We start from the raw sequence: 22055 nt of genomic DNA, 5'->3' as shown, positions 1-22055 counted from the left end.
TATGAAATTAAACACTCAAAACTTAAAACTAAAAATTTTGGTTACCGGCGGTGCAGGTTATATTGGCTCTCACATGGTTAAAATGTTAGTTAAAGAAGGGCATGATGTGCTTGTTCTGGACAATTTAACAACCGGTTTTAGAAAATCCGTTAAATACGGCCAGCTGATTGTAGGTGATTTGTCTGATATTAATTTATTGGAAACTTTATTTAAAGAAAACCAATTTGATGGTGTAATGCATTTTGCGGCAAATAGCCTAGTCGGTGAGTCTATGACTAATCCAGCAAAATATTATCGCAATAATGTATCTAATACTTTGAATTTGCTGGATGTGATGGTGCGGCATAATGTAAAGTATTTTATTTTTTCGTCCACGGCCGCTATCTTTGGCGAGCCTGAGTATACACCGATTGATGAAGCCCATCCACAAAAACCAATTAATCCTTATGGTTCGTCAAAGTTAATGATTGAACGCATTCTGCAAGATTATGCACAAGCTTATGGTCTTAATTCGGTTTGTTTGCGTTACTTTAATGCTTGCGGTGCAGATCCAGAAACAGAAATAGGCGAATGTCACGATCCAGAAACCCATCTCATCCCACTTACATTACAAGCCGCTTCAGGTCGTCGTGAAAACATCACTGTTTTTGGAAGAGATTATCCGACTGAAGATGGTACCTGTATACGTGATTATATTCATATAAACGACTTATGCTCTGCCCATGCACTTGCACTACACTATATCCTAATAGGCAAAGAAATGGGTGCATTGGCTTTTAACCTTGGGAACGGCACAGGATTTTCAGTAAAGCAAGTGATCGATGAAGTACAAAAAGTGGTAGCCGAGGATCACTGTGGCTTAATTATAAAGAATGGTGAACGCAGGCCTGGTGATCCTGCTGTTTTGGTAGCAGATGCCACTCAAGCAAAAACTAAGCTTGGTTGGCAACCACAGTTTGCTGATTTAGAAACCATTATTCGCCATGCGTGGGCGTGGGAAAAGAAACAAATCAAAAAGGACATAAAATGAATTTTGCAATTGTAGGTGCTGGTTTTACCGGTGCGGTCTTGGCGCAAGAATTGGCGAAAGAAGGGCACATGATAAATGTTTTTGAATCGCGCAATCATATTGCTGGAAACTGCTATTCCGAGCGTGATGCAGTGACTGGGGTAATGGTTCATAAGTATGGTCCTCATATATTCCACACAGACAACGAAACTGTTTGGAATTATGTGAATAAATTTACAGAATTCATGCCTTACACCAACCGTGTCAAGACCACTTCCCAAGGGCAAGTATTTTCATTGCCCATTAATCTACACACAATTAACCAATATTTCAATAAAACATTAAACCCAAATGAAGCAAGGGCCTTTATACAATCTATTGCGGATCACACTATCGAAGAACCAAAATCTTTCGAAGAGCAAGCAATGAAATTTATAGGTAAAGATTTGTATGAAGCCTTTTTCAAAGGCTATACCATTAAGCAATGGGGCATAAATCCAACAGAACTCCCAGCCAGCATACTTAAACGCTTGCCCGTTCGTTTTAACTACGACGACAACTACTTTAACCATAAATATCAAGGCATGCCAAAAGAAGGTTACACCCCAATTATCGAAGCATTACTGTCACACGAGAATATTCAAACCCACCTAAATACCTCATTTAAAACCGAACAAGCCAAAGAGTTTGACCATGTATTTTATACTGGGCCGATTGACGCATGGTTCAACTACGAAGAAGGGCGCTTAGGCTACCGCACGTTGGACTTTGTGCGTGAAGACCACGATGGCGATTATCAAGGGTGCGCGGTGATGAATTATGGTGACCAAGATGTCCCCTATACGCGCATCACAGAACACAAACACTTCTCACCTTGGGAAACGCACGAACAAACGGTCATTTTCAAAGAATACAGTCGTGAATGCACAGAAGACGATATCCCTTATTATCCGATTCGCCTAGTCAACGAAAAAGCCATGCTCAATACCTATATAGAAAAAGCCAAAGCACAATCCAATGTAAGCTTTTTAGGGCGTTTAGGCACCTATCGCTACTTGGATATGGATGTCACTATTGCCGAAGCGTTGTATGCAAGTCAAAAAATTTTGAAATTAATAACAGACAAAGCGACTATCCCCGCATTTTTTGTTGACCCGACATAATGTTTAATAAAATAAAATATAAGCTAACTGGTACAGAAGAAAAAAAACGTCTTGTCAGTAATGTTTTTTCATTAGGTATGTTGCAGGGCGCTAACTATATTTTGCCATTGCTCACTGTTCCTTATTTAGTGCGTGTTTTAGGTCCAGAATATTTTGGTTTGCTAGCTTTTGCAACAGCAACAAACGCTTATTTCATATTGATAACTGACTACGGTTTTAATCTATCAGCCACGCGGCAAATTTCGATTCATCGAGATGATAAAGATAAAGTCAACGAGATATTTAGTTCGGTGATGATGATTAAAACCGCTTTATTGGTTGTTAGTTTTGGGATAATGGCTTTGTTGGTGTTTAGCTTAGAGAAATTTAGCCAACATTGGGAAGTTTATTTTATAACCTTTGGTACGGTTATAGGCCAAGTGCTGTTTCCTATCTGGCTGTTTCAAGGTATGGAGAGAATGAAATACATCACCTACTTAAATATAGGAGCTAAAGCTTTTTTTACCGTGTGTATCTTTATTTTTGTCCACGGAAAAGCGGATTATTTATTAGTTCCCTTGCTCACATCTATGGGGTTTATAGTAGCAGGTATTTGCTCGCTCTATCTGGTGAAACAAAAGTTTAATGTGCATTTTATTTGGCAACCGAAAGCCATGCTTAAATTCCAGCTTGCAGAAGGTTGGCATGTGTTTTTATCTAGTATGGCGATTAGTCTTTACACTATATCGACTACCTTCATTTTAGGCTTATTCACTAATAACACGGTGGTTGGCTACTTTGCAGCAGCCGATAAAATTGTTCAAGCCGTTAAGGGGCTGTATGCCCCCGTTTCACAAGCCATTTATCCATTAATAGGTAAAAAAATACAAGAAAACAAGCAAATAGGTCTGCATTTTATTCGCAAAACAACTTGGATTGTTGGTACAGGAATGTTTGTGATTTCTGCTGTGTTGTTTTTATTGGCAGAGCCAATTGTCAACGTATTGCTTGGTGCACAATATCAACAGTCAGTTTTACTTTTACAAATGATGGCTTTTTTACCATTTATTATTGCGTTAAGTAATATGTTTGGAATTCAAACGATGTTGAACTTAGGTTATAAACAAGCTTTCAGCTATATTCTTGTGGCAGCGGCTATTTTGGGTGTTGGATTAAGTTTGATTTTGGTACCAATATTCGAAGGGTTCGGCTCGGCATTGACTATGCTGGCCGTTGAAGTATTCGTAACGGCTTTAATGTGGATTTATTTAAAAAAGAAGTTTAAAAATGAATGAAATAAGAAAAGAAACTGTTTGTGGTGTGGTTGTTACATTTAATAGAAAAGAGTTATTGAAAGACTGCCTACAAGCTTTAACAAAACAAACAAGGCCTTTAGATGCAATTTTAATCGTTGATAATGCTTCAACAGATAATACACCGCAAGCTCTGTTAGAGATTGGGTATATTCAACAGTTACCTCCAGAAAAAATTTCTAAGCCTTACGAATCAGAATTTCTCTCAAGGATTAACAACGTAGAAAATGAAAATATAAAAATTATTTATATTCGCATGAATGAAAACACAGGTGGTGCGGGTGGATTTCATCAAGGCGTAAAACGTGGCTATGAGCTGGGCTACGATTGGCTGTGGTTGATGGATGATGATGGATTGCCTAGGAGTGATGCACTAGAAAAACTGCTGAGTAAAAAGGATAAAGCAAATTTTTTAAACCCTATAGTATTAAACAAAGATAATTTCAGTAGTTTAAGTTTTGGGTTGTTTGATAGAGTAAGCTTCAAAACAATAAAGACTTACTCGGAAGCTTTAAACTGTGCTACAGAAGGACTTATTTTTGATACAGCTAACCCATTTAATGGAACATTTATTTCAAAAGAGCTTGTTCAAGAAATTGGATACCCAAAGAAAGAAATGTTTATTTGGGGAGATGAGGTAGAGTATCAGCTTCGGGCGTTAAAGTCTGGACTTGGTGTTGCAACAGTTGTTGAAGCAATTCATTTTCATCCTGAAGGAAGAGTAGAAACCGTCGAAATTCTCGATGGGCGTTATAAATTAAATTATCAAAAGTCACGGCTGAAGAACTATTGTGACATGCGTAATAGGGCATATATTCAATGGAGGTATGGAAAGAAAACACAATTGATAAAGTATTTTCTTGCATATAGTTATTATTTTCTTACAAAGATGATGGTCAGAGAATGGTATGATTATATGAAAGCAAGTTTTCATGGTATTTTTTCTGTGTGGGGAAATGAGAAAAGGTTTCTTTGATAATGTGTGGCATTGCAGGCCTAGTGGATTTTCGAGGCCAATCAACTAAAGAAAACCTTCAGAAAATGACGGATGTGTTGTTTCATCGTGGGTCGGATGATGGCGGTTATTTTTTGAAGGTTTTGAGCAATCGCAAGTGGGCTTAGGACATCTCCGTTTGTCAATTTTGGATTTGTCCAATCATGGTCATCAATCAATGGTGTTTAAGCATTTATCTATGGTCTATAACGGCGAAGTCTATAACTTTAAAGAAATTCGCGCAGAGTTGGGAAAAACTGGGCTACAACTATGAATCTGATTCCGATACCAAGTTGATTTTAAAAGCATATTATAAATGGGGGATTACATAATGGCATTTCAAAAGAGCCATTTCAATTGTTTTTAAAAGAAATGTGAATGGCGATTTGATAACTGTGACCCAAAAGAAAAATAAAGGCAATTAAATCAATGGGTTAGAAAGGAGTCGACCTAACTACCTATGACAGCACCAAAATTAAAATAACCAAGATTGGTGAAAGAGCAAAAGAGATTTATAAAAATATTATTATTAGGTGAATACATTGGTTTGCATAAAAACATAAAAGAAGGACTTGAGTTATTGGGTGATGAAGTTATAGTTGCTGCTAGGCAAGATGGTTGGAAGAAAATTAATAATGATATAAATTTGGATAGTAGTTTTAAAGGTTTTATCGGAAAGATTCACAGGCATCAAAAGTTTTGGTTTTATCTAAGAACTTTCAAGAATTTTGATGTTGTGCAACTTATTAATCCCTTGGATTTTATCCAAGGCACCTGTCTATAGCAAAATGGTTTACAAATTGATAAAAAATAACAAGCTTTTTTCTTTTAGCTGCCGGTGATGACTCATATTTTTGGCATGAAGCTAGAAAAGTAATGAAGTATGGGCCATTTGATGACTTCTTAAAGTATGATGCAAAAAGTTGAGAAATTTTATATGGAACATGATGAAGCTTTTGTATTTAATAAGTGGTAGTCACATATTTTGGATGGAATTATACCAGTAATGAATGAGTATGAGATTGGTTACAAAAACCATTCTAACATTCTGGCTACAATACCTATTCCAATAAATACAAGGAAAATTAAATATCAAGAAACAGTTTGAAAAAATTGTAATTTTTCACGGATTAAATAGGCATGGGTTTTAAGAGTACTAAATATATTGAAAAAGCCTTTGATTACTTATCTAAAAATTATCCTAACGATATTGGACTAATTATTGATGGGAAAATGCCGATAGAGCAATACTTGAACTTAATGCGAAAAACAAATATTTTGATTGACCAAGTGAACTCATAGTCACTAGGTGTAAATGGATTGTATGATTTAGCAATAGGTAAAGTGGTTTTAGGAGGAGTTGAGAAGGTGGGATTGGAAGCTTTAGGGGTCGACAACTCTCCTGTTTTTTATATAAGGCCTTTATCAAAAAGCATAGTAGATGCAGTTGAAAAACTAATTGAGTGTAAAAAATTTCCGAAATTAGTAAATTATCACGTCTTTATGTTAAAAAATATCATGATTATGAAGACATTTCCAGAAAATATATAGAGAACTGGTTGAGCATTGATGAGTAACAAAAGAAATATTCCCATTTATTTGGTTTCGTTAAATAGTGATTTAGAACGCAGGAATAATCTGGCTAAACAATTTCCTAAATTTTTTGGAGATATGATAAACATTGAAGCAGTTGATGGGCGCGAAATGGATGCCAGAAGCTACTTTAATAAAGTTTTACCACTTTTTCAAAAAAGTAATCGATTAATATCCCCTGCAGAGCTTGGTTGTACTTTGAGCCATATAAAAGCACTAGAAGCATTTTTAAAAACAGAGCATAAACATGCCTTAATAATAGAAGATGATATTATAGGTTCTGATAAAGATATTGAGAATATTTTTAATCTAATCTCAAGTCTTGATCAATATGCTTTATTAATATGCGGTGGACAAGAGGGTTCACGCTCTAAACGTTTTGTAGTTGGTAAAGAAATTAATAACGACGGATTATGGAAAATATCATCATTTTCGTACGCTTACATTTTGCGTACTTGCTGTTATGTTGTAACACGTGCTTCAGCTGAACAAATTCTGAATAGACAGAAAGAAATGTTGGTATTAGCAGATGATTGGTCATATTTTTTTAAGGACACAAATTCACACATATTCTATTCAGGGCATCTGTCACATCCGGTAGACTTATCTAACAGCCATATCGAGGTAGATAGGAATAATTTTAAGCAGAAATTTATATTGAAAAATGCTTTAAGCTTTCCTTTTTTAAAAAAGGCTGTTAAAAGAATTTACAGGGAGCTAGGTTTGGTTGTAAATAAATTTTTTGGGTTTAAAAGAATCTTTTAAATGGTTGTTTATATTTTTCTTTTGGGTGTATTGATTTTCCTCGTATCTTTTAGATTAAAGTTTAAAAGGTTGGGATTTGAGAATAGATCAACTTACGTCTATCCAGGATATTGGTTTGGTGTAATATTAGTTATTTTGATTGCTGGTTTTCGAGATGGTGGAGGGGTTGATTATTTTTCTTATGTAAGAATTTATGAAACATTGGGTGACTATTACACAAGTGAAAAGATCGAGAAAGGTTTTTATTACCTAAACAGTGTTTCTAAGCTTTTTGACCTAGGTGCCGAGTTTGTAATTTTCGTCTCTTTTTTTGCAACATTTCTTTTGATATCCCTAACGATAAAAAGATATTCAAGTTCGTACCCTCTGAGTTTTCTTATAATGTTTTCTAATGAGATAGTTTTTTTATTTCAAAACATTATCAGGCAGGGTCTTGCTGTCGCAATTTGTTTTTATTCGTTAAAATTTATTGTAGAGAGGAAGTTTTGGTTATTTTTCTTTACAGTAACTATTGCAACCCTTTTTCACAAAAGTGCATTACTTTTTTATCTTGCCTATTTTTTTGTTATTAGACTTCCAAGGCTTATTGTTTTAGGTGTTTATTTTCTTTCTTTATATTTTTTATATGACAATTCATATGTTATAGATTTTATTTATTCTGTAGATGATTTTATTTTTTCAGGAAGATATCATAATTTACTAATACTGCTTGAAGATCATGAAAGATCACTATCAAACAAAATGTTTTTATTTAATCTATTGTTCATTTTATTTGTTTTGACTTATAAAAAAATATGGTTGGACGAATATTTGAATTTGGTTTTGTTTAACTTGTCATTTATAGGAATCATTATATTAAATTTGGTTTCTGGCTACTTAGTTCTAAACAGGTTTACAGTATTTTTTACAATTTTTTTTGCATTATCTATTCCTGTTTTTTTGGGTTTTTATTTTAAAGCCGGGTGGTTTAGGATTGCATTTTACCTGATAGTTTATTTAACTTTTACCTTAATATTTGTTAGGGTTTTAATCTTTGATGGAAACTCTATCTTTCCATATAATAGTTTGTTGTTTTAAGTAGGAATTTTCTATGGTGAAGTTGTCTGTTGTAATACCAACCCATAATCGGCCGGAGTTCTTGAAGCGCGCAATTGATAGTGTGCTGAATCAAACACTAGCGGCCAAAGAAATAATTATTGTTGATGATGCTTCTTGTGCAGAGACAAGAAATTTGGTCGAAAGTTTTGAGTTGTCAAATTTGCATTATATCGAAAACATAGATGGTAATGGTGCATCGTCTTCTCGAAATTTGGGAGTTGATAAAGCATCGGCCGATTATGTTGCATTTTTAGATGATGATGATTTATTTGACTCAGAAAAAATAAAAACTGTTTCGAAGTATATATCTCATCATTCGTACGACGTTTTGTATCATCCAGCAAAAATAAATATGGTTAATGAGGGTGTTTTTTATTATTCAAAGCCGAAGTTTTTTGAGGATGCTTCTTTATTTTTGAAGGAGTTAGCTGTTTCAAATATTGTAGGTGGTACTCCTATGGTTGTTGTTAGAAGAAATGCCTTCATTAAATCTGGCCGGTTTGATGAAACACTAGATGCCTTGGAGGATTACGAATTGTGGTTACGTATGGCATCAAATGGTTATCAATTTAAAAAATTAGATTATCCATTAACCGAGTGCAACTACATAACAAAAAAAAATAGCTTATCGAAAAATATATACTCTAATTTGGAAGCTTTGGAAAAAATTAGAAAAAAACATCAGAAATTATATAATTCATTAGATCAGAAGGCGATCAACCGTCATTATCTTTGGCAACAAAGAATGGTTGTTCACAAACTACTTTTAAATGGTAAGATTCTCAAATCATTTAGTGTTCAATTTGGTGTTTTTAAAAAAAGTCATAATTTCAAAGATTTAATTATTTTATTTTCTTTATTATTAGGTTCTAAGTTTATTTTTATGATGAAGGCAAGGTTTGGTTAATGTCTACATTTAATTATTTTGAGAGAGCTATTTCACGTTTATTAAGCAAAGTACCTTTTTTTAAAAAGGTTGCAAAAGTAGCTTATTCACGATTGGTTTTTTTGAAGCACAAAAAAAGTTATAACCACCAAACCTCATTTGATTTAAAAAGCTATCAGAGTGAGTCCGAATCTTTTTTTGGTTATTACGATAAATCACCAGCTAATCGTAACGGGCTGGTTTTATGTCATTTTTCCAAGTTAGAAACCTCTGGTTTACCTAATGCTGAACACTCGGTTGAAGTTGCGTTATTTTCACCAGGCCTGGTTAAAAAGATTTGGTCGGCTTATACGTCTACTTATAACTGGCAACAAGGTTCGCGATTGCACTGGTTGGATGATGAGTTATTTATCTATAACGATTTTGATTCCGATAATCAATGTTATGTCGCTATGGTGTTGAATGCTGTAACTTTAAAGCAAATTAAAAAGTTCGATCTACCTGTACAGGATTCTTTTGGAACGGATTACTTCTTATCACTTAACTATCGTCGCTTAATGTCTCTGCGCCCTGATTATGGTTATCGAAATTTGACAAATATGTCTGAAGCTGAATTAAAAGATTTGGAAAATGATGGGATTTGGCGTGTCGATTATAAAACTGGTGAATCAGTTTTGTTAGTTTCAATCGCGCAAATATGTAAAGTTGCATATAGACCAGAATTTGCAAATGCTTTGCACAAGTGTAATCATATAATGATTTCACCTGATGGTTCGCAGTTTATTTTCTTGCATCGTTATTTTAGTGGTCAGCGGCGTTTGGATCGCTTGATGTTGGCTGATGCTAAAACAGGCGAAATAAAGCTTTTATCTGACTACGGCATGGTGAGTCATTGTTTCTGGGCGAATGACAAAACCATTTTGGGGTACATGCGAGGGCCTAAAAATAAAGATGCTTATTGGTTAGTGGATATTGATTCGGGCAGTTTTACACATTTTTCTGCTTTAGATGGGTTGGGTGATGGTCATCCACATGTTCATGGCGATTGGTTTGTAGCGGATACTTATCCTGATAAATCAAGAATGCAGCATTTGAATTTGGTGAATTGGAAAACGGGTGAAGTGAAAAAACTGGGTGAGTTTTTTCATGGATTTGAATACAGTGGAGAAGCCCGTTGTGATTTGCATCCACGTTTTAGCCCGTGCGGTAAAAAGGTTTACTTTGATTCGGTTTTTTCCGGCAAACGCAGTCTTTATGAAATGGAGATAGAGTCTTGAGTTTGTCGGTTTTAATGTCTGTTTATTTTAAAGAAAAGCCTGAATACTTAGAGGCTTGTTTACAAAGTTTGGATGAGCAAACGGTTAAACCCGATGAAGTGGTGTTGGTGGAAGATGGTCCCATTTCATTTGAATTAAAGGCGGTTATAGAGAGATTTCGTGAATCATTGAATATTGTTTCTGTACTATTAGAACAAAATGTCGGTTTAGCTTGTGCCTTGAATGAAGGTTTGAAACATTGTTCGTATGATCTGGTCGCGCGTATGGATACGGATGATATTGCTTTGCCTAATCGTTTTGAAAAGCAGGTCGCTTTTATGCAGGAGAATCCAGATGTTGCAGCAAGTAGTGGATTTATTGAAGAGTTTAATGATACAGGTGACGTGGTATCTCAGCGAGTCTTGCCTTTAGAGCATGGTGCTTTGGTTAACTTTGCCAAAAAGCGCAGTCCTTTAAGTCATCCGGCAGTAATTTTTAGAAAACAGGCCATTTTGGCTGTTGGAGGGTACCCTGAGTTTCGAAATGCACAAGACTATGCGCTGTGGTCTTTATTGATTGTAAAAGGTTATAAGTTGGCAAATTTGCCAGACATTCTGGTGAGAATGCGCACGGGTTCTGAAATGATGGGGCGACGGGGGGTTGAATTTTTAAAGCGGGAAGTTACGCTGATTAAATTTCAGCGCTCGATTGGTTTTTTAACCTTGAATGAGTATATCTTTAATTTATTAGCGCGTTCAGTGTTGCGTTTATCACCATTGTTTATTAAGCGCTGGCTTTATAAGGTGGCAAGATGATTTTAGTTACAGGCGGAGCTGGGTATATCGGGTCGCATACGTGTGTTGAGTTATTGGCGGCTGGGTATGACTTGGTGGTTCTAGACAACTTGTCTAATTCTTCGATTGAGTCGCTTAAACGGGTAGAGCAGATTTCTGGTAAATCGATGACTTTTGTCATGGGCGATATTCGTGATCGTGAGCTTTTGCGCAGGGTATTTGAGCGTTATCAGATAGAAGCGGTGATTCATTTTGCTGGATTAAAGGCGGTGGGTGAGTCTGTAGCGATGCCGTTATGTTATTATGATAACAATGTATCGGGTTCAATAGCGTTGTTTGAGGTGATGGCTGAATTTGGTTGTAAACGTGTCGTATTTAGCTCGTCGGCAACTGTATATGGTGATCCAGAGAGTGTGCCGATTAAAGAGGATTTTCCGTTATCGACCACAAATCCGTATGGCGCGTCTAAGCTGATGATTGAAAACATTTTACGTGATGTGTATATCAGTGACTCTGTTTGGTCGATTGGTTTGTTGCGTTATTTTAATCCCGTGGGTGCGCATGAATCGGGGTTGATAGGTGAGGATCCGAATGGCATTCCTAATAATTTGATGCCATATATTACTCAAGTGGCTGTAGGTAAGCTGGATAAACTCAGTGTGTTTGGTGGAGATTACAATACACCGGATGGTACGGGTGTGCGTGATTATATTCATGTGGTGGATTTGGCAAAAGGGCATGTAGCGGCTTTGCGTAAACTTATGCAGTCTGCGGGTTTGTTAACAGTTAATTTGGGTACAGGGCGTGGTTACTCAGTGCTAGAAATGATCAAGGCGTTCGAAAAGGCATCAGGAAGAAATGTGCCTTATGAAGTTGTGGGTCGCAGACCGGGTGATGTGGCACAATGTTATGCTGATCCAACTTATGCTTATGATACGCTAGGCTGGAAAGCAGAATTAGGCATTGAACGGATGTGTAAAGACGCCTGGCGCTGGCAAAGCCAAAATCCTAATGGCTATCGTTTAGACGTTGAGTGAAAGTTAGAGTCGCTTATATTCCTTTTTTACCAATTACTACGAGTACAGTCTTCCATATGACTTTGAGTTCGAGAAATATATTCCAATACTTTATGTAGTAAAGGTCGTACATTAGTTTTTGTTTGGCATCTTCTATATTAGCTCCATATGGGTACATCACTTGTGCCCAACCTGTTATGCCGGGAGCAATTAAATGACGTTCATTATAATATGGAATCTCTTTTTCAAATTGGTCAACCCAATACTTTCTTTCAGGTCTGGGTCCAATAAGATGCATTTCGCCTTTTAGTACATTCCACATTTGTGGAAGTTCATCAATTCGAGTTGTTCTCATTATGGCACCCCATGTAAAAACCCTTGGGTCATCTTTGCTCGCAAATTGAGGTTTGCCCTTTTCTGCATCTGGTACCATACTCCTAAATTTCACACAAACAAACTCTTTCCCATCTTTTCCTACTCTTTTTTGTTTGAAAAATATAGGTCCATCTGGGGATTCTTTTTTTATGCGATATGCAGAGTAGAGCATTACAGGCCAGGAGAGTATAAATAGACAAAATATGCCTAAAAAATCTATGATCCTTTTTTGTATATATTGCCAATTTGAATAGGGTTTTATCTCTTCTAAAAAATTTAAATCAGTATGGCTATCAAAAATAAAGCATTTTTGAAGATGTTTTTCAAAAAAGTGCTCTATCGATAAAAAAGAGACCCCTTTTAATTCCAAGTTTGTTAAATATTTGATAATTTCATCATTTGCAGTTGTATCAATGTTTAACACTATAATTTTCTTATCTTCATTTCTCAGTATTTCATCTATCTGTTTAATGGTGTCTTTGGGGTCTTGATTTGTGTATGAAATATAATGAATATTTGGGAAATGTTTGTTTATCTTTTCTAAATCAAGGTTGTTAAATTTATATTTCTCTCCTAAAACGATCACCTCTAATGATCCTCCCCTCTGTATTTTTATTTACTCAATCTGTATGTGCAGTTGACGAGTATTAGCATTCAATTCTTTGGCTTTGCTTAGCAGCTTTAGCGTATGCATGATAAAATGAACTCATTATTAAGTATTAAAGAGAGAAATGCAATGGCGGGGAATACTTTAGGTCAATGTTTTCGGGTGACCACTTTTGGTGAGAGTCATGGGCCAGCTTTGGGGGGGATTGTGGATGGTTGTCCTCCGGGGTTGGCGTTGAGCGCAGAGGATATTCAACAAGCCTTAGATCGTCGTAAGCCGGGGACTTCCAAATATACCACGCAAAGACGTGAACCTGATGAGGTTGAGATTTTGTCGGGTGTATTTGAAGGAAAAACCACGGGGACGCCCATTGGTTTATTGATTCGCAATACGGATCAACGTTCACAGGATTATTCTCGAGTGGCGGAGACTTTCCGTCCTGCGCATGCGGACTACACCTATACGCAAAAATATGGTTTTCGTGATTACCGTGGCGGCGGGCGCTCTTCTGCGCGTGAAACAGCCATCCGTGTGGCGGCTGGGGCGATTGCGCAAAAATATCTTAAGGAACGTTTAGGGGTGGAGATTAAGGGGTATCTTTCTCAATTGGGTCCCATTAAGGTGGGGCCAGTTACCTGGCCTTTTGATAATGATAACCCGCTCTTTTGTCCCGATCCGCAAAAGCGCCAAGAGATGGAGCAGTTTATGGTGGAACTAAAAAAAACTGGGGACTCCATCGGCGCCAAAATTACCGTCATTGCAAAAAATGTTCCAGTTGGCTTAGGGGAACCCGTATTTGATCGATTGGATGCCGATCTGGCGCATGCGTTAATGAGTATTAATGCGGTGAAAGGGGTTGAGATTGGGGATGGATTTTCGGTGGTGAATCAGCGTGGTTCTGAGCATCGAGATGAGATGGATCCTGAAAAAGGTTTTCTTTCCAATCATGCGGGCGGTATTTTGGGGGGTATTTCTACGGGGCAGGATATTATTGCGCATATTGCATTAAAACCAACTTCCAGCATTACCATTCCAGGTAAAAGCATCACGACAGAGGGGGAGTCTACCGAAATGATTACCAAAGGTCGACATGACCCCTGTGTCGGCATTCGCGCGACGCCCATTGCAGAAGCGCAAATGGCCATTGTGCTGATGGACCATTTTATGCGTCATCGTGCGCAAAATGCGGATGTTGAACCACCGATCATGGATTTGGCGCATCTGAATGATTAAAGTGCCGTTCAGCCTTATCCAGTAAGATGAGGGCTTCATCACACAGGCCGCCCCAGTTTGTCCGGCTATCGACTGTCTATTTTTTCTATTTTGCCGGACTGGGCGCGCTCATTCCCTATATTAGCCTCTATTTCCAGCATTTGGGTTTTTCTCCTATTCAGATTGGTGTATTGATGGGTGTGCTAATCGGCACCAAAGTGATTGCCCCCAATCTTTGGGGCTGGCTCGCCGATAAAACGCATAAACTGGCCATTTGGATTCAAATTTCGAGTTTTTTGGCCTTTATCACTTTGGCAGGACTGGGGATTTTGAACACTTTTTCCACTTTATTGTGGATTGTGTTGCTGTTTAGTTTCTTTTGGCATGCGACCTTGCCACTGTTTGAAGCCTATACCTTTAAAACGTTAGGTGCTCTAAAAGCGGCCTATGGGCGTGTGCGGCTTTGGGGATCCATCGGCTTTATCGTGGCGGTGTTACTGTTTGGCTGGGTGATTGAGCACTGGGGGGTGACGGTTTTTCCAGGGTTATTAGTCAGTATTTTGGCTTTAACCTTTGTCTCCACTCTTTGGGTGTATGAACCGGCAAACGCTTTGCACCAAACTGAGCCAACGCAGCAGTCAATCCCCATTTGGCAAGTCGTCCGCCAGCCTTGGATTTTGTATCTGTTAGGTGCCAGCTTCTTGATACAGTTTTCTCATGGGGCTTATTACAGCTTTTACAGTATCTATTTGACAGAGGCTGGTTATAGTAAACCTTTAATTGCTTGGCTATGGGCCTTGGGCGTTCTGGCTGAAATTGGTATTTTCTTTTATATGCCAAGATTGTTACATCGCTGGTCAGCCTGGACGTTGTTAAAATTTGCGCTGTTGTTAACCGCCATTCGTTGGTGGGTGATTGCCGAGGGAGTGGATCACTTAAGCCTTTTGCTTTTTGCCCAAACACTGCATGCGGCCAGTTATGGGCTTTTTCATGCCGGCGCGATCTTTCTAATTGATCAACATTTTTCCCGGCATCATCAAGCGAGAGGACAAGCAATTTATGCCTCGATTAGTCATGGACTAGGTGGTGGTTTGGGGATGCTGATGGCAGGGGTCTGGTGGACACACTTCGGTGGAGAAATGACCTATTTAATCAATGCAGCCATTGCTGCCTTGGCATGGCTGTTGATTTGGAAAGTGAGGTGATATAGAGTTTGACATAGCAGCTCACTCTGTTCACAGTGAGTTTAAATTTTTTATGAAATTAGCAGGAGGATGGCATGAGAATTTTACATACCATGTTACGGGTGGGGGATTTGGAGCGCTCGATTCAGTTTTATACTGAGGTTTTGGGGATGCAGCTTTTGCGTCGCAAGGATTACCCTAAAGGGGAGTTTACATTGGCTTTTCTAGGTTATGGGCCTGAAGAGAAAAATACCGTTTTGGAATTAACTTATAATTGGGGTGTGGATCATTATGACTTAGGCAATGGATTTGGTCATATCGCGATTGAAGTGGAGGATGTGTACCAAGCGGCAGAAGAGATTAAAGCCAAAGGCGGAACCATTACTCGGGAAGCGGGGCCAATGAATGCCGGCAGCACCATTATTGCCTTTGCTAAAGATCCAGATGGTTATGAAATTGAGTTGATTGGTAAAGATCACCAACGAAATGGTTAAGAAAGATGGTTAATGTATAATGGAAGCTAAGGCCCACACTTGTGGGCTTTTTGTTATAAGGGGGATGCGTGTTGCAAGAGAGTTGGCTAGTGGCTGTTTTGGCCTTTGTAGTGGGAAGTGTTTTTGGCGTACTTTGGTTTAAAAATCGTTGGGCTAAAGAGAAAGAGGCTTTAATCGCCCAGTATGAAAAGCAGTTGGCAGAGGCGGCAATGCAGGCGCAAACCCAGCAAGCGGCATTTGAACAGCAGCAGGCGCTATTGACCCAAAAGCAAGAACAGCTGCAAGCTCAGCTAATGCCTTTGCAAGAGAAATTAACCCAGTTAGAAGCCGACTATCACCGACAAGGGCAAGCACTGGCGGCAGCTGAGGGTAAAAATCAGCAGTGGTCTGAGCAAAATGCACAGCTGCAGGCGCATTTTGATCAGCAAGTGAAAACCTTACAAACCCAGCTGACAGAGCAAAAGAGACAGGCCGAGCAGCATTTACAGGAATACCATGATTTAAAACTGGCAAAAACCCAGTTAGAAACGCAGCTGGAAGCGCAAAGAAAACAGCTTGAAGCGCAGATGGCGCAATTTGAGGCGCAAAAGAAAGTCCTTAAAACGGAGTTTGAGAATTTAGCCAATCAGATTTTAGAGCAGAAGGGACAGAATTTTAAACAGCTCAATCAAGAGTCGCTGTCGCAACTTTTAAATCCTTTACAGAAGGAGATGCAGCAGTTTAAAGCGCGTATGGAGACGATACATTCAGAAGAGAGTCAGCAGCGCACGCAATTGAAAACCGAGCTGAGCCATCTGCAAAAATTGAATCAAGAGATTACAGAGCAAGCAGAAGCGCTGACCAAAGCCTTGCAAGGGCAGAAAAAAGTCCAAGGGAATTGGGGGGAGCTGATGCTGGAAAATGTATTGGAAAGCAGCGGCTTGCGCAAAGGACAAGACTATCGTCGAGAAGTGACCTTAAGTGGAGAACAGGGCAAACAGCGGCCGGATGCGATTGTCTATCTGCCGCAAAATAAACACATCATTATTGATGCCAAAACGTCCTTACAGGCCTATACGCGTTATGTGAATGCGCAAAGTGAAGCTGAGGCTCAACAAGCCTTAGCGGAGCATGTTCAGGCCGTCAGTGACCGCATTGATGAGTTATCTCATCGGGATTATTTTAAGTTGGATGGGCTGAATTCACCCGAAGTGGTGATTATGTTTATGCCAATCGAATCGGCTTATATTGAGGCGCTCAAGGTGCAACCGGATCTCTATCAGCAGGCGATTGAAAAGCAGGTGTTGGTTACCACGCCGACAACTCTGTTGACCAGTTTGAATATGGTGCGTCAATTGTGGAAATTTGAAGAGCAGAATAGGTACACTGCTGAATTGGCAAAACGGGCGGAAAAAGTGTATAACAAATTACGCGTCTTTTTAGAGAGCATGGGTGAAGTCGGTAAGCATCTGGATAAGGCTCAAGATAAATATCAGCAAGCCTATGGACAGCTGTATACAGGCAAGGGCAACCTGATCAAACTGGCGCATGAATTTACAGAATTAGGGGTCTCAGTGCAGAAACAGCTTCCTGCTGAGGTGGTGGAAAAAGCCCAATTAGAGTTAGCGTCCAGTGAGGATGCTGGGGAGGATGCCGTGGAGGATAAACAATGAAAATTGCATTTTTTGAAATCAAGCCAGAAGAAAAGGCGTTTTTTGAGCAGCATTTAGTGGGGCATGAACTCTTTTTCTTTGACTCTACTCTCAATGAGGCAGTGACTGAGCCAAAAGATTATGAAGTGGTTTCCGTGTTTGTGCATTCACGAGTCACAAATGAGATTTTACAAAAGCTCCCCAATTTGCAGTATTTGCAAACCCGCTCGACGGGGTACGATCATCTCAAGTGCGAGGATTTGCAAAAAAGAGCCATTCAGGTCTCTAATGTCGCTGGTTATGCCGGTCCTGCTGTAGCAGAGTTTGCATTTTCGCTTTTATTAAATGCCACCAGAAAAACCCATATTGCATTGGCACGCGCCAAACAACGAGACTTTGACTATCAGGATCTGAAGGGAACGGAGTTATTTGGAAAAACGCTGGGAATTTTAGGGCTTGGAACCATTGGTTCGCAGATGGCATGCATTGGTAAAGGATTTGGCATGCGTCTGTTGGCCTTTTCTGAACAAAAGACGCCCTTAGTGGAAACCTTGGGCATGGATTTTTGTGATTTGGATAAGGTGTTGACAGAGAGTGATGTGTTAATGTTAGCACTACCGCTGACCCCTGAAACGGCTGGCATCATTAATACAAACAATGTCAAAAAGTTAAAACAAGAGGCGATCATTGTGAATGTGGCGCGCGGCGCTTTGATTGAAGATCGGTTATATGGTCAACTCAAAAATATTTTCTGTTTAGATGTGATTACCGATACCAAATATGTGAATCGAGAAAATATTCTTTACACGCCCCATATGGCCTACTATACGGAGGAGGCTTTACAGCGTATTATGCAAATCTCCCTGCAAAATATCGAAGCATTTTTATCCCATCAACCTTTGCCGAATGCGCTGAAGCTCAACTGCGAATAAGCGGGAGAAAAGGCATCACGGTTTACCAATGATGCCTTAAGTTTTTAGAGACCTTTGCATGAGTGGGATGCGAGCAAAAAATGAGAAAAAATTTTTCATATCTAGGCGGGAAACGCAGGTAATAGCCATCTATTGCCAAGTTTTCCAACAACGATAGGGGAAATTTTAGCCATTTTTAGCCGTAGAGCCATCTCGTGCAAAGGTCTCTATTAAAGCGTATTCCATTTTTTGCGTTTACTGGGTAAACGGAAAAGGCGTCCAAGAATAATACCCAGCAGCAGCACGCCTGCACCGGTGAGAAACCATTGACGCTTAACGGTGTCTTCGGCTTCAGACAGCTGTTCTTTATAGAGAATTAGTTGATTCTCGGCTTCTTTGAGCTTTTGTTTGAGTTGTTTATTTTCATCACTGAGCTCAAGTGCATTCCCAGATTTATCTTTTAAGTCTTGGTAAGCTTTATCCAGGGTCAATTTTTGCTGCTGAACCGTTTTTAGGGTAGAGTCGACCTCTTCATACCGTTTTTTGAGTTCCGCAAGCTCTTGCTTGAGCTGATTATTTTCAGATTCTAAAAGGTTGTTTTTCTCAATTTGTTGCTTGAGTTTCACCTTGGCGATGGGCTGATTCTGTAGAAGGCTGCCAGGCATCCAGCCTTCGTAGGTTTTATTTTTGGTTTTGTATTGTACGCGCATCCAACCGGAAGGATTGACCTCCAAAACCTGGACGGCCGTTCCCGATCTCAGCATGCGGATAATTTTATATTGATAACCTGGACCTGCACGCAGAGCCACTTGTGTGCTATCGGTCACAAAACGAGTGGAGCCACTGACTTGGTTACTATTATTGGCGGCGCTGTCAGCAGCAAAGCTTGCATTGAAGGGGGCAAGCCCAAGCGTTAAACTGCTGCTCAAAAGTACCGGTAAAAGGGCTGAGCGTTTAAGAGCGTTATAAAGATTGAATTTTTTCATACTGTTCCTCAAGATTTTTGAGCGCACTTTCAGTATCTTGCAACTTTTGACGCTCTTTTGCAACCACCGCTTCAGGGGCTTTACTGACAAAGTTATCATTGTTCAGTTTACCTTGAACGCGTTTGACTTCATTTTGCAGCTTGGCAATCTCTTTTTGCAGGCGTGCTAATTCCGCCTCTTTATCGATGAGCCCTGCCATTGGAATTAAGATTTTCATCTCTTCCACCAGCGCCACCGCGGATTCAGGTGCATCCGCTTCGTGCGTCAGCACCTCAATACTTTCTAATTTCGCTAAACTGCTTAAGAAGAGACGGTTATTGTCTAACCACTGTTGATCTTGTTCGCTGAGGTTGGCTAACAGAATCGGCAGCGGTTTACCCGGTGCGATATCCATCTCAGCACGGATGCGGCGCACGCCTAAAATAAACTGTTTCAGCCACTCTAATTCGGCTTCAGCTTCTGCATCCATTTGGTTTTCATCCTTTTCAGGATAGGGCTGTAGCATAATGGTTTCGCCTTGCACGCCGGCGAGCGGGGCGACAAATTGCCAAGCTTCTTCGGTGACAAATGGCATAATGGGGTGTAATAGACGCAAAATGCTTTCTAATACACGCACCAGAGTCTGACGCGTACCGCGTTTTTGTGCTTCGCTGCTGCTCTCGTTGTTGAGGACCGGTTTGGAAAGCTCTAAATACCAGTCGCAATACTCATTCCAAGTGAACTCATACAGGGCTTGAGAGGCGAGGTCAAAGCGATAGGTGTCAATGTGTTTTTCCACTTCAGCGGCCACGGCTTGCAAACGAGAGCGAATCCAGCGATCGGCAATTGAAAGCTCAATCGGCTGTGAAGCATCGACCCCAGTATCATACCCTTCGGTGTTCATCAGTACATAACGGGTGGCGTTCCAGATTTTATTGACAAAGTTGCGATAGCCTTCCGCTCGACTAAGGTCAAAGCGGATGTCGCGACCATTGGAGGCGAGGGAGGCAAAAGTAAAGCGCAATGCATCTGTTCCGTGCGGTTCAATGCCATTGGGGAACTGTTTGCGCGTGGCCTTGGCAATCTTATCCGCTTTTTCGGGCTGCATCATGCCGTAGGTGCGTTTTTTCACCAGGCTTTCTAAGTCAATGCCATCAATAATGTCGATGGGGTCAAGGACATTCCCTTTCGACTTGGACATTTTCTGTCCCTCTTGGTCACGCACCAAGCCATGTACATAGACCTTTTTAAAGGGGACTTCGCCTTTAAATTTAAGGGTCATCATAATCATTCGTGCGACCCAGAAGAAGATAATATCAAAGCCGGTCACCAAAACCGAGGTGGGGTGAAAGGTGCGTAATTCTTCGGTATCCTCTGGCCAACCTAAGGTAGAGAAAGTCCAAAGTGCAGAGCTGAACCAAGTATCCAATACATCTTCATCTTGGTGTAGTGGTAGGTCAGCGGCGAGATGATGTTTTTCACGGACCTCCGCTTCGGAGCGACCCACATAGACATTGCCTTCTGCATCGTACCAAGCGGGAATGCGGTGTCCCCACCAGATTTGACGAGAGATACACCAGTCTTGAATTTTGTTCATCCATTCAAAATAGGTGTTTTCCCAGTTTTTAGGCACAAACTCAATCTCGCCGTTCTTGACCACATCAATAGCGGGTTTGGCAAGCTCTTGCACTGCTACATACCATTGATCGGTCAGCATGGGTTCGATCACCGCATGTGTGCGGTCGCCACGAGGCACCATGAGTTTATGGGGTTCAATTTTTTCTAACAGGTCTTGCGCCTCTAAGTCTTTTATCACCTGCTCCCGAGCTTCAAAGCGATCCAGTCCTTGGTATTTTTCAGGGACATGCTCATTCATGGCCGCATCAGGGGTCATGACATTGAGCAGCGGTAGGTTGTGGCGTTTGCCCATTTCGTAGTCATTAAAGTCATGGGCGGGGGTGATTTTGACGCAACCGGTTCCAAATTCAGGATCGACATAGTCATCGGCAATAATGGGAATTTCTCGACCGACGAGGGGCAGAGTGACGGTTTTGCCAATAAGATCCTTGTAGCGCTCATCTTCTGGGTGCACCGCAACCGCTTGGTCACCAAATAGGGTTTCAGGACGCGTGGTAGCGACCACTAAATAGCCAGAACCATCTGTGAGCGGATAACGCATATGCCAAAGGCTTCCCATCTCTTCTTCGGAGATGACTTCCAGGTCAGAAACCGCTGTATGGAGGACAGGGTCCCAGTTGACCAAGCGTTTGCCGCGATAGATCAAGCCTTCTTCATAGAGTTGAACAAAGACTTCTTTCACCGCATTGGAAAGCCCTTCATCCATGGTAAAGCGCTCGCGACTCCAGTCGAGCGAACATCCCATACGACGCAGTTGTTGGGTAATGGTGCCACCAGATTTCTCTTTCCATTCCCAAATTTTTTCAATGAATTTTTCGCGCCCGAGATCATGGCGTGTCAAACCTTGAGCGGCCAGTTGGCGTTCCACAACCATTTGCGTGGCGATGCCGGCATGGTCGGTGCCGGGCTGCCAAAGGGTTTTATTGCCTTTCATGCGATGGTAGCGAATCAAAGTATCCATAATGGTGTCTTGAAAAGCGTGACCCATATGTAAGCTACCGGTAACATTTGGAGGTGGAATGGCAATGCTGTAAGGGGGTTTGGGAGCGTCTTTTTGCGGCTTGAAGTAGCCTTTATTTTCCCACGTTTGATACCATTTAGATTCAATTGTTTTTGGGTCGAAATGCTTTTCCATAGTCTATGTTTAATCTTCTTTTTCAATCGTGAATAAT

The 22055-nt window shown here is 40.1% G+C and carries 22 protein-coding genes; 19 read left to right on the top strand and 3 right to left on the bottom strand.

Going from position 1 to position 22055, the window contains the following annotated elements; all coding sequences use genetic code 11:
- Position 1 precedes the first annotated feature (1 nt).
- The 14 genes from galE (ACYQ05_RS04925) to galE (ACYQ05_RS04865) all read left to right on the top strand — a co-directional run bounded on the left by galE (ACYQ05_RS04925) (position 2) and on the right by galE (ACYQ05_RS04865) (position 11887).
- Positions 2-1030: a UDP-glucose 4-epimerase GalE gene (gene galE / locus ACYQ05_RS04925; protein WP_459818882.1), complete on the top strand. Its 1029-nt coding sequence runs from the start codon at positions 2-4 to the stop codon at positions 1028-1030.
- Positions 1027-2172, top strand: a complete 1146-nt coding sequence (gene glf / locus ACYQ05_RS04920) for a UDP-galactopyranose mutase (protein WP_459818880.1) — start codon at positions 1027-1029, stop codon at positions 2170-2172. Before galE (ACYQ05_RS04925) ends, glf begins: the two co-directional genes overlap by 4 nt.
- A complete protein-coding gene (locus tag ACYQ05_RS04915) occupies positions 2172-3446 on the top strand; it encodes a flippase (RefSeq protein ID WP_459818878.1) in 1275 nt (424 codons plus the stop codon). Before glf ends, ACYQ05_RS04915 begins: the two co-directional genes overlap by 1 nt.
- Positions 3439-4440 carry a glycosyltransferase family 2 protein gene (locus ACYQ05_RS04910; RefSeq protein WP_459818877.1) on the top strand — a complete coding sequence of 334 codons (1002 nt, stop codon included), beginning with the start codon at positions 3439-3441 and terminating at the stop codon, positions 4438-4440. The genes ACYQ05_RS04915 and ACYQ05_RS04910 overlap by 8 nt, the downstream gene beginning before the upstream one ends.
- A 2-nt stretch (positions 4441-4442) precedes the next feature.
- The gene (locus tag ACYQ05_RS08560; protein WP_488193209.1) at positions 4443-4586 is read left to right on the top strand and encodes a hypothetical protein; all 144 of its coding nucleotides are present in this window, start codon (positions 4443-4445) and stop codon (positions 4584-4586) included.
- On the top strand, positions 4577-4732 hold the full coding sequence (locus tag ACYQ05_RS04905) for a hypothetical protein (RefSeq protein ID WP_459818875.1): 156 nt from the start codon (positions 4577-4579) through the stop codon (positions 4730-4732). The genes ACYQ05_RS08560 and ACYQ05_RS04905 overlap by 10 nt, the downstream gene beginning before the upstream one ends.
- Before the next feature lie 219 nt (positions 4733-4951).
- Positions 4952-5242 (top strand): hypothetical protein, encoded by a 291-nt coding sequence (locus ACYQ05_RS04900; protein WP_459818874.1) that lies wholly within the window; start codon positions 4952-4954, stop codon positions 5240-5242.
- 536 nt (positions 5243-5778) lie between these two features.
- Positions 5779-6009 (top strand): hypothetical protein, encoded by a 231-nt coding sequence (locus ACYQ05_RS04895; protein WP_459818872.1) that lies wholly within the window; start codon positions 5779-5781, stop codon positions 6007-6009.
- Between the two features lie 18 nt (positions 6010-6027).
- A complete protein-coding gene (locus ACYQ05_RS04890; protein ID WP_459818870.1) occupies positions 6028-6816 on the top strand; it encodes a glycosyltransferase family 25 protein in 789 nt (262 codons plus the stop codon).
- A complete protein-coding gene (locus tag ACYQ05_RS04885; protein WP_459818868.1) occupies positions 6817-7893 on the top strand; it encodes an EpsG family protein in 1077 nt (358 codons plus the stop codon).
- A 13-nt stretch (positions 7894-7906) separates the two neighbouring features.
- Entirely contained in the window at positions 7907-8821 is a 915-nt protein-coding gene (locus ACYQ05_RS04880) for a glycosyltransferase family 2 protein (protein ID WP_459818866.1), read from the top strand.
- Positions 8821-10077, top strand: a complete 1257-nt coding sequence (locus ACYQ05_RS04875; protein WP_459818864.1) for a TolB-like translocation protein — start codon at positions 8821-8823, stop codon at positions 10075-10077. The genes ACYQ05_RS04880 and ACYQ05_RS04875 overlap by 1 nt, the downstream gene beginning before the upstream one ends.
- Positions 10074-10871: a glycosyltransferase gene (locus ACYQ05_RS04870; RefSeq protein ID WP_459818862.1), complete on the top strand. Its 798-nt coding sequence runs from the start codon at positions 10074-10076 to the stop codon at positions 10869-10871. Before ACYQ05_RS04875 ends, ACYQ05_RS04870 begins: the two co-directional genes overlap by 4 nt.
- A complete protein-coding gene (gene galE / locus ACYQ05_RS04865; RefSeq protein WP_459818860.1) occupies positions 10868-11887 on the top strand; it encodes a UDP-glucose 4-epimerase GalE in 1020 nt (339 codons plus the stop codon). The genes ACYQ05_RS04870 and galE (ACYQ05_RS04865) overlap by 4 nt, the downstream gene beginning before the upstream one ends.
- Positions 11888-11900: 13 nt before the next feature.
- Here galE (ACYQ05_RS04865) and ACYQ05_RS04860 read toward each other — a convergent pair whose 3' ends face one another.
- Positions 11901-12827 carry a sugar transferase gene (locus ACYQ05_RS04860; protein WP_459818858.1) on the bottom strand — a complete coding sequence of 309 codons (927 nt, stop codon included), beginning with the start codon at positions 12825-12827 and terminating at the stop codon, positions 11901-11903.
- 150 nt (positions 12828-12977) lie between these two features.
- On the opposite strand from ACYQ05_RS04860, the gene aroC reads away from it, so the two are divergent.
- The 5 genes from aroC (at position 12978) to ACYQ05_RS04835 (ending at position 18301) form a co-directional block, all read left to right on the top strand.
- The gene (gene aroC / locus ACYQ05_RS04855; protein ID WP_459819038.1) at positions 12978-14081 is read left to right on the top strand and encodes a chorismate synthase; all 1104 of its coding nucleotides are present in this window, start codon (positions 12978-12980) and stop codon (positions 14079-14081) included.
- A 26-nt stretch (positions 14082-14107) separates the two neighbouring features.
- Positions 14108-15265, top strand: coding sequence for an MFS transporter (locus tag ACYQ05_RS04850; protein ID WP_459818857.1), 1158 nt, complete (start codon positions 14108-14110; stop codon positions 15263-15265).
- 74 nt (positions 15266-15339) lie between these two features.
- Positions 15340-15738, top strand: a complete 399-nt coding sequence (gloA, locus tag ACYQ05_RS04845) for a lactoylglutathione lyase (protein ID WP_459818855.1) — start codon at positions 15340-15342, stop codon at positions 15736-15738.
- A gap of 68 nt (positions 15739-15806) precedes the next feature.
- Positions 15807-17390 (top strand): DNA recombination protein RmuC, encoded by a 1584-nt coding sequence (locus ACYQ05_RS04840; protein ID WP_459818853.1) that lies wholly within the window; start codon positions 15807-15809, stop codon positions 17388-17390.
- On the top strand, positions 17387-18301 hold the full coding sequence (locus ACYQ05_RS04835; protein WP_459818852.1) for an NAD(P)-dependent oxidoreductase: 915 nt from the start codon (positions 17387-17389) through the stop codon (positions 18299-18301). The genes ACYQ05_RS04840 and ACYQ05_RS04835 overlap by 4 nt, the downstream gene beginning before the upstream one ends.
- 209 nt (positions 18302-18510) lie before the next feature.
- On the opposite strand, the gene ACYQ05_RS04830 is transcribed toward ACYQ05_RS04835, so the two are convergent.
- Both ACYQ05_RS04830 and ACYQ05_RS04825 read right to left on the bottom strand, forming a co-directional pair.
- On the bottom strand, positions 18511-19266 hold the full coding sequence (locus tag ACYQ05_RS04830) for a TIGR04211 family SH3 domain-containing protein (protein WP_459818850.1): 756 nt from the start codon (positions 19264-19266) through the stop codon (positions 18511-18513).
- Positions 19244-22018, bottom strand: coding sequence for a valine--tRNA ligase (locus ACYQ05_RS04825; RefSeq protein WP_459818848.1), 2775 nt, complete (start codon positions 22016-22018; stop codon positions 19244-19246). Before ACYQ05_RS04825 ends, ACYQ05_RS04830 begins: the two co-directional genes overlap by 23 nt.
- Positions 22019-22055 lie beyond the last annotated feature (37 nt).

It is taken from the genome of Galenea microaerophila (genome assembly GCF_054657255.1).
The sequence above is the reverse complement of the archived record's forward strand: the minus strand, read 5'-3'. Positions and strand labels throughout refer to the sequence as shown.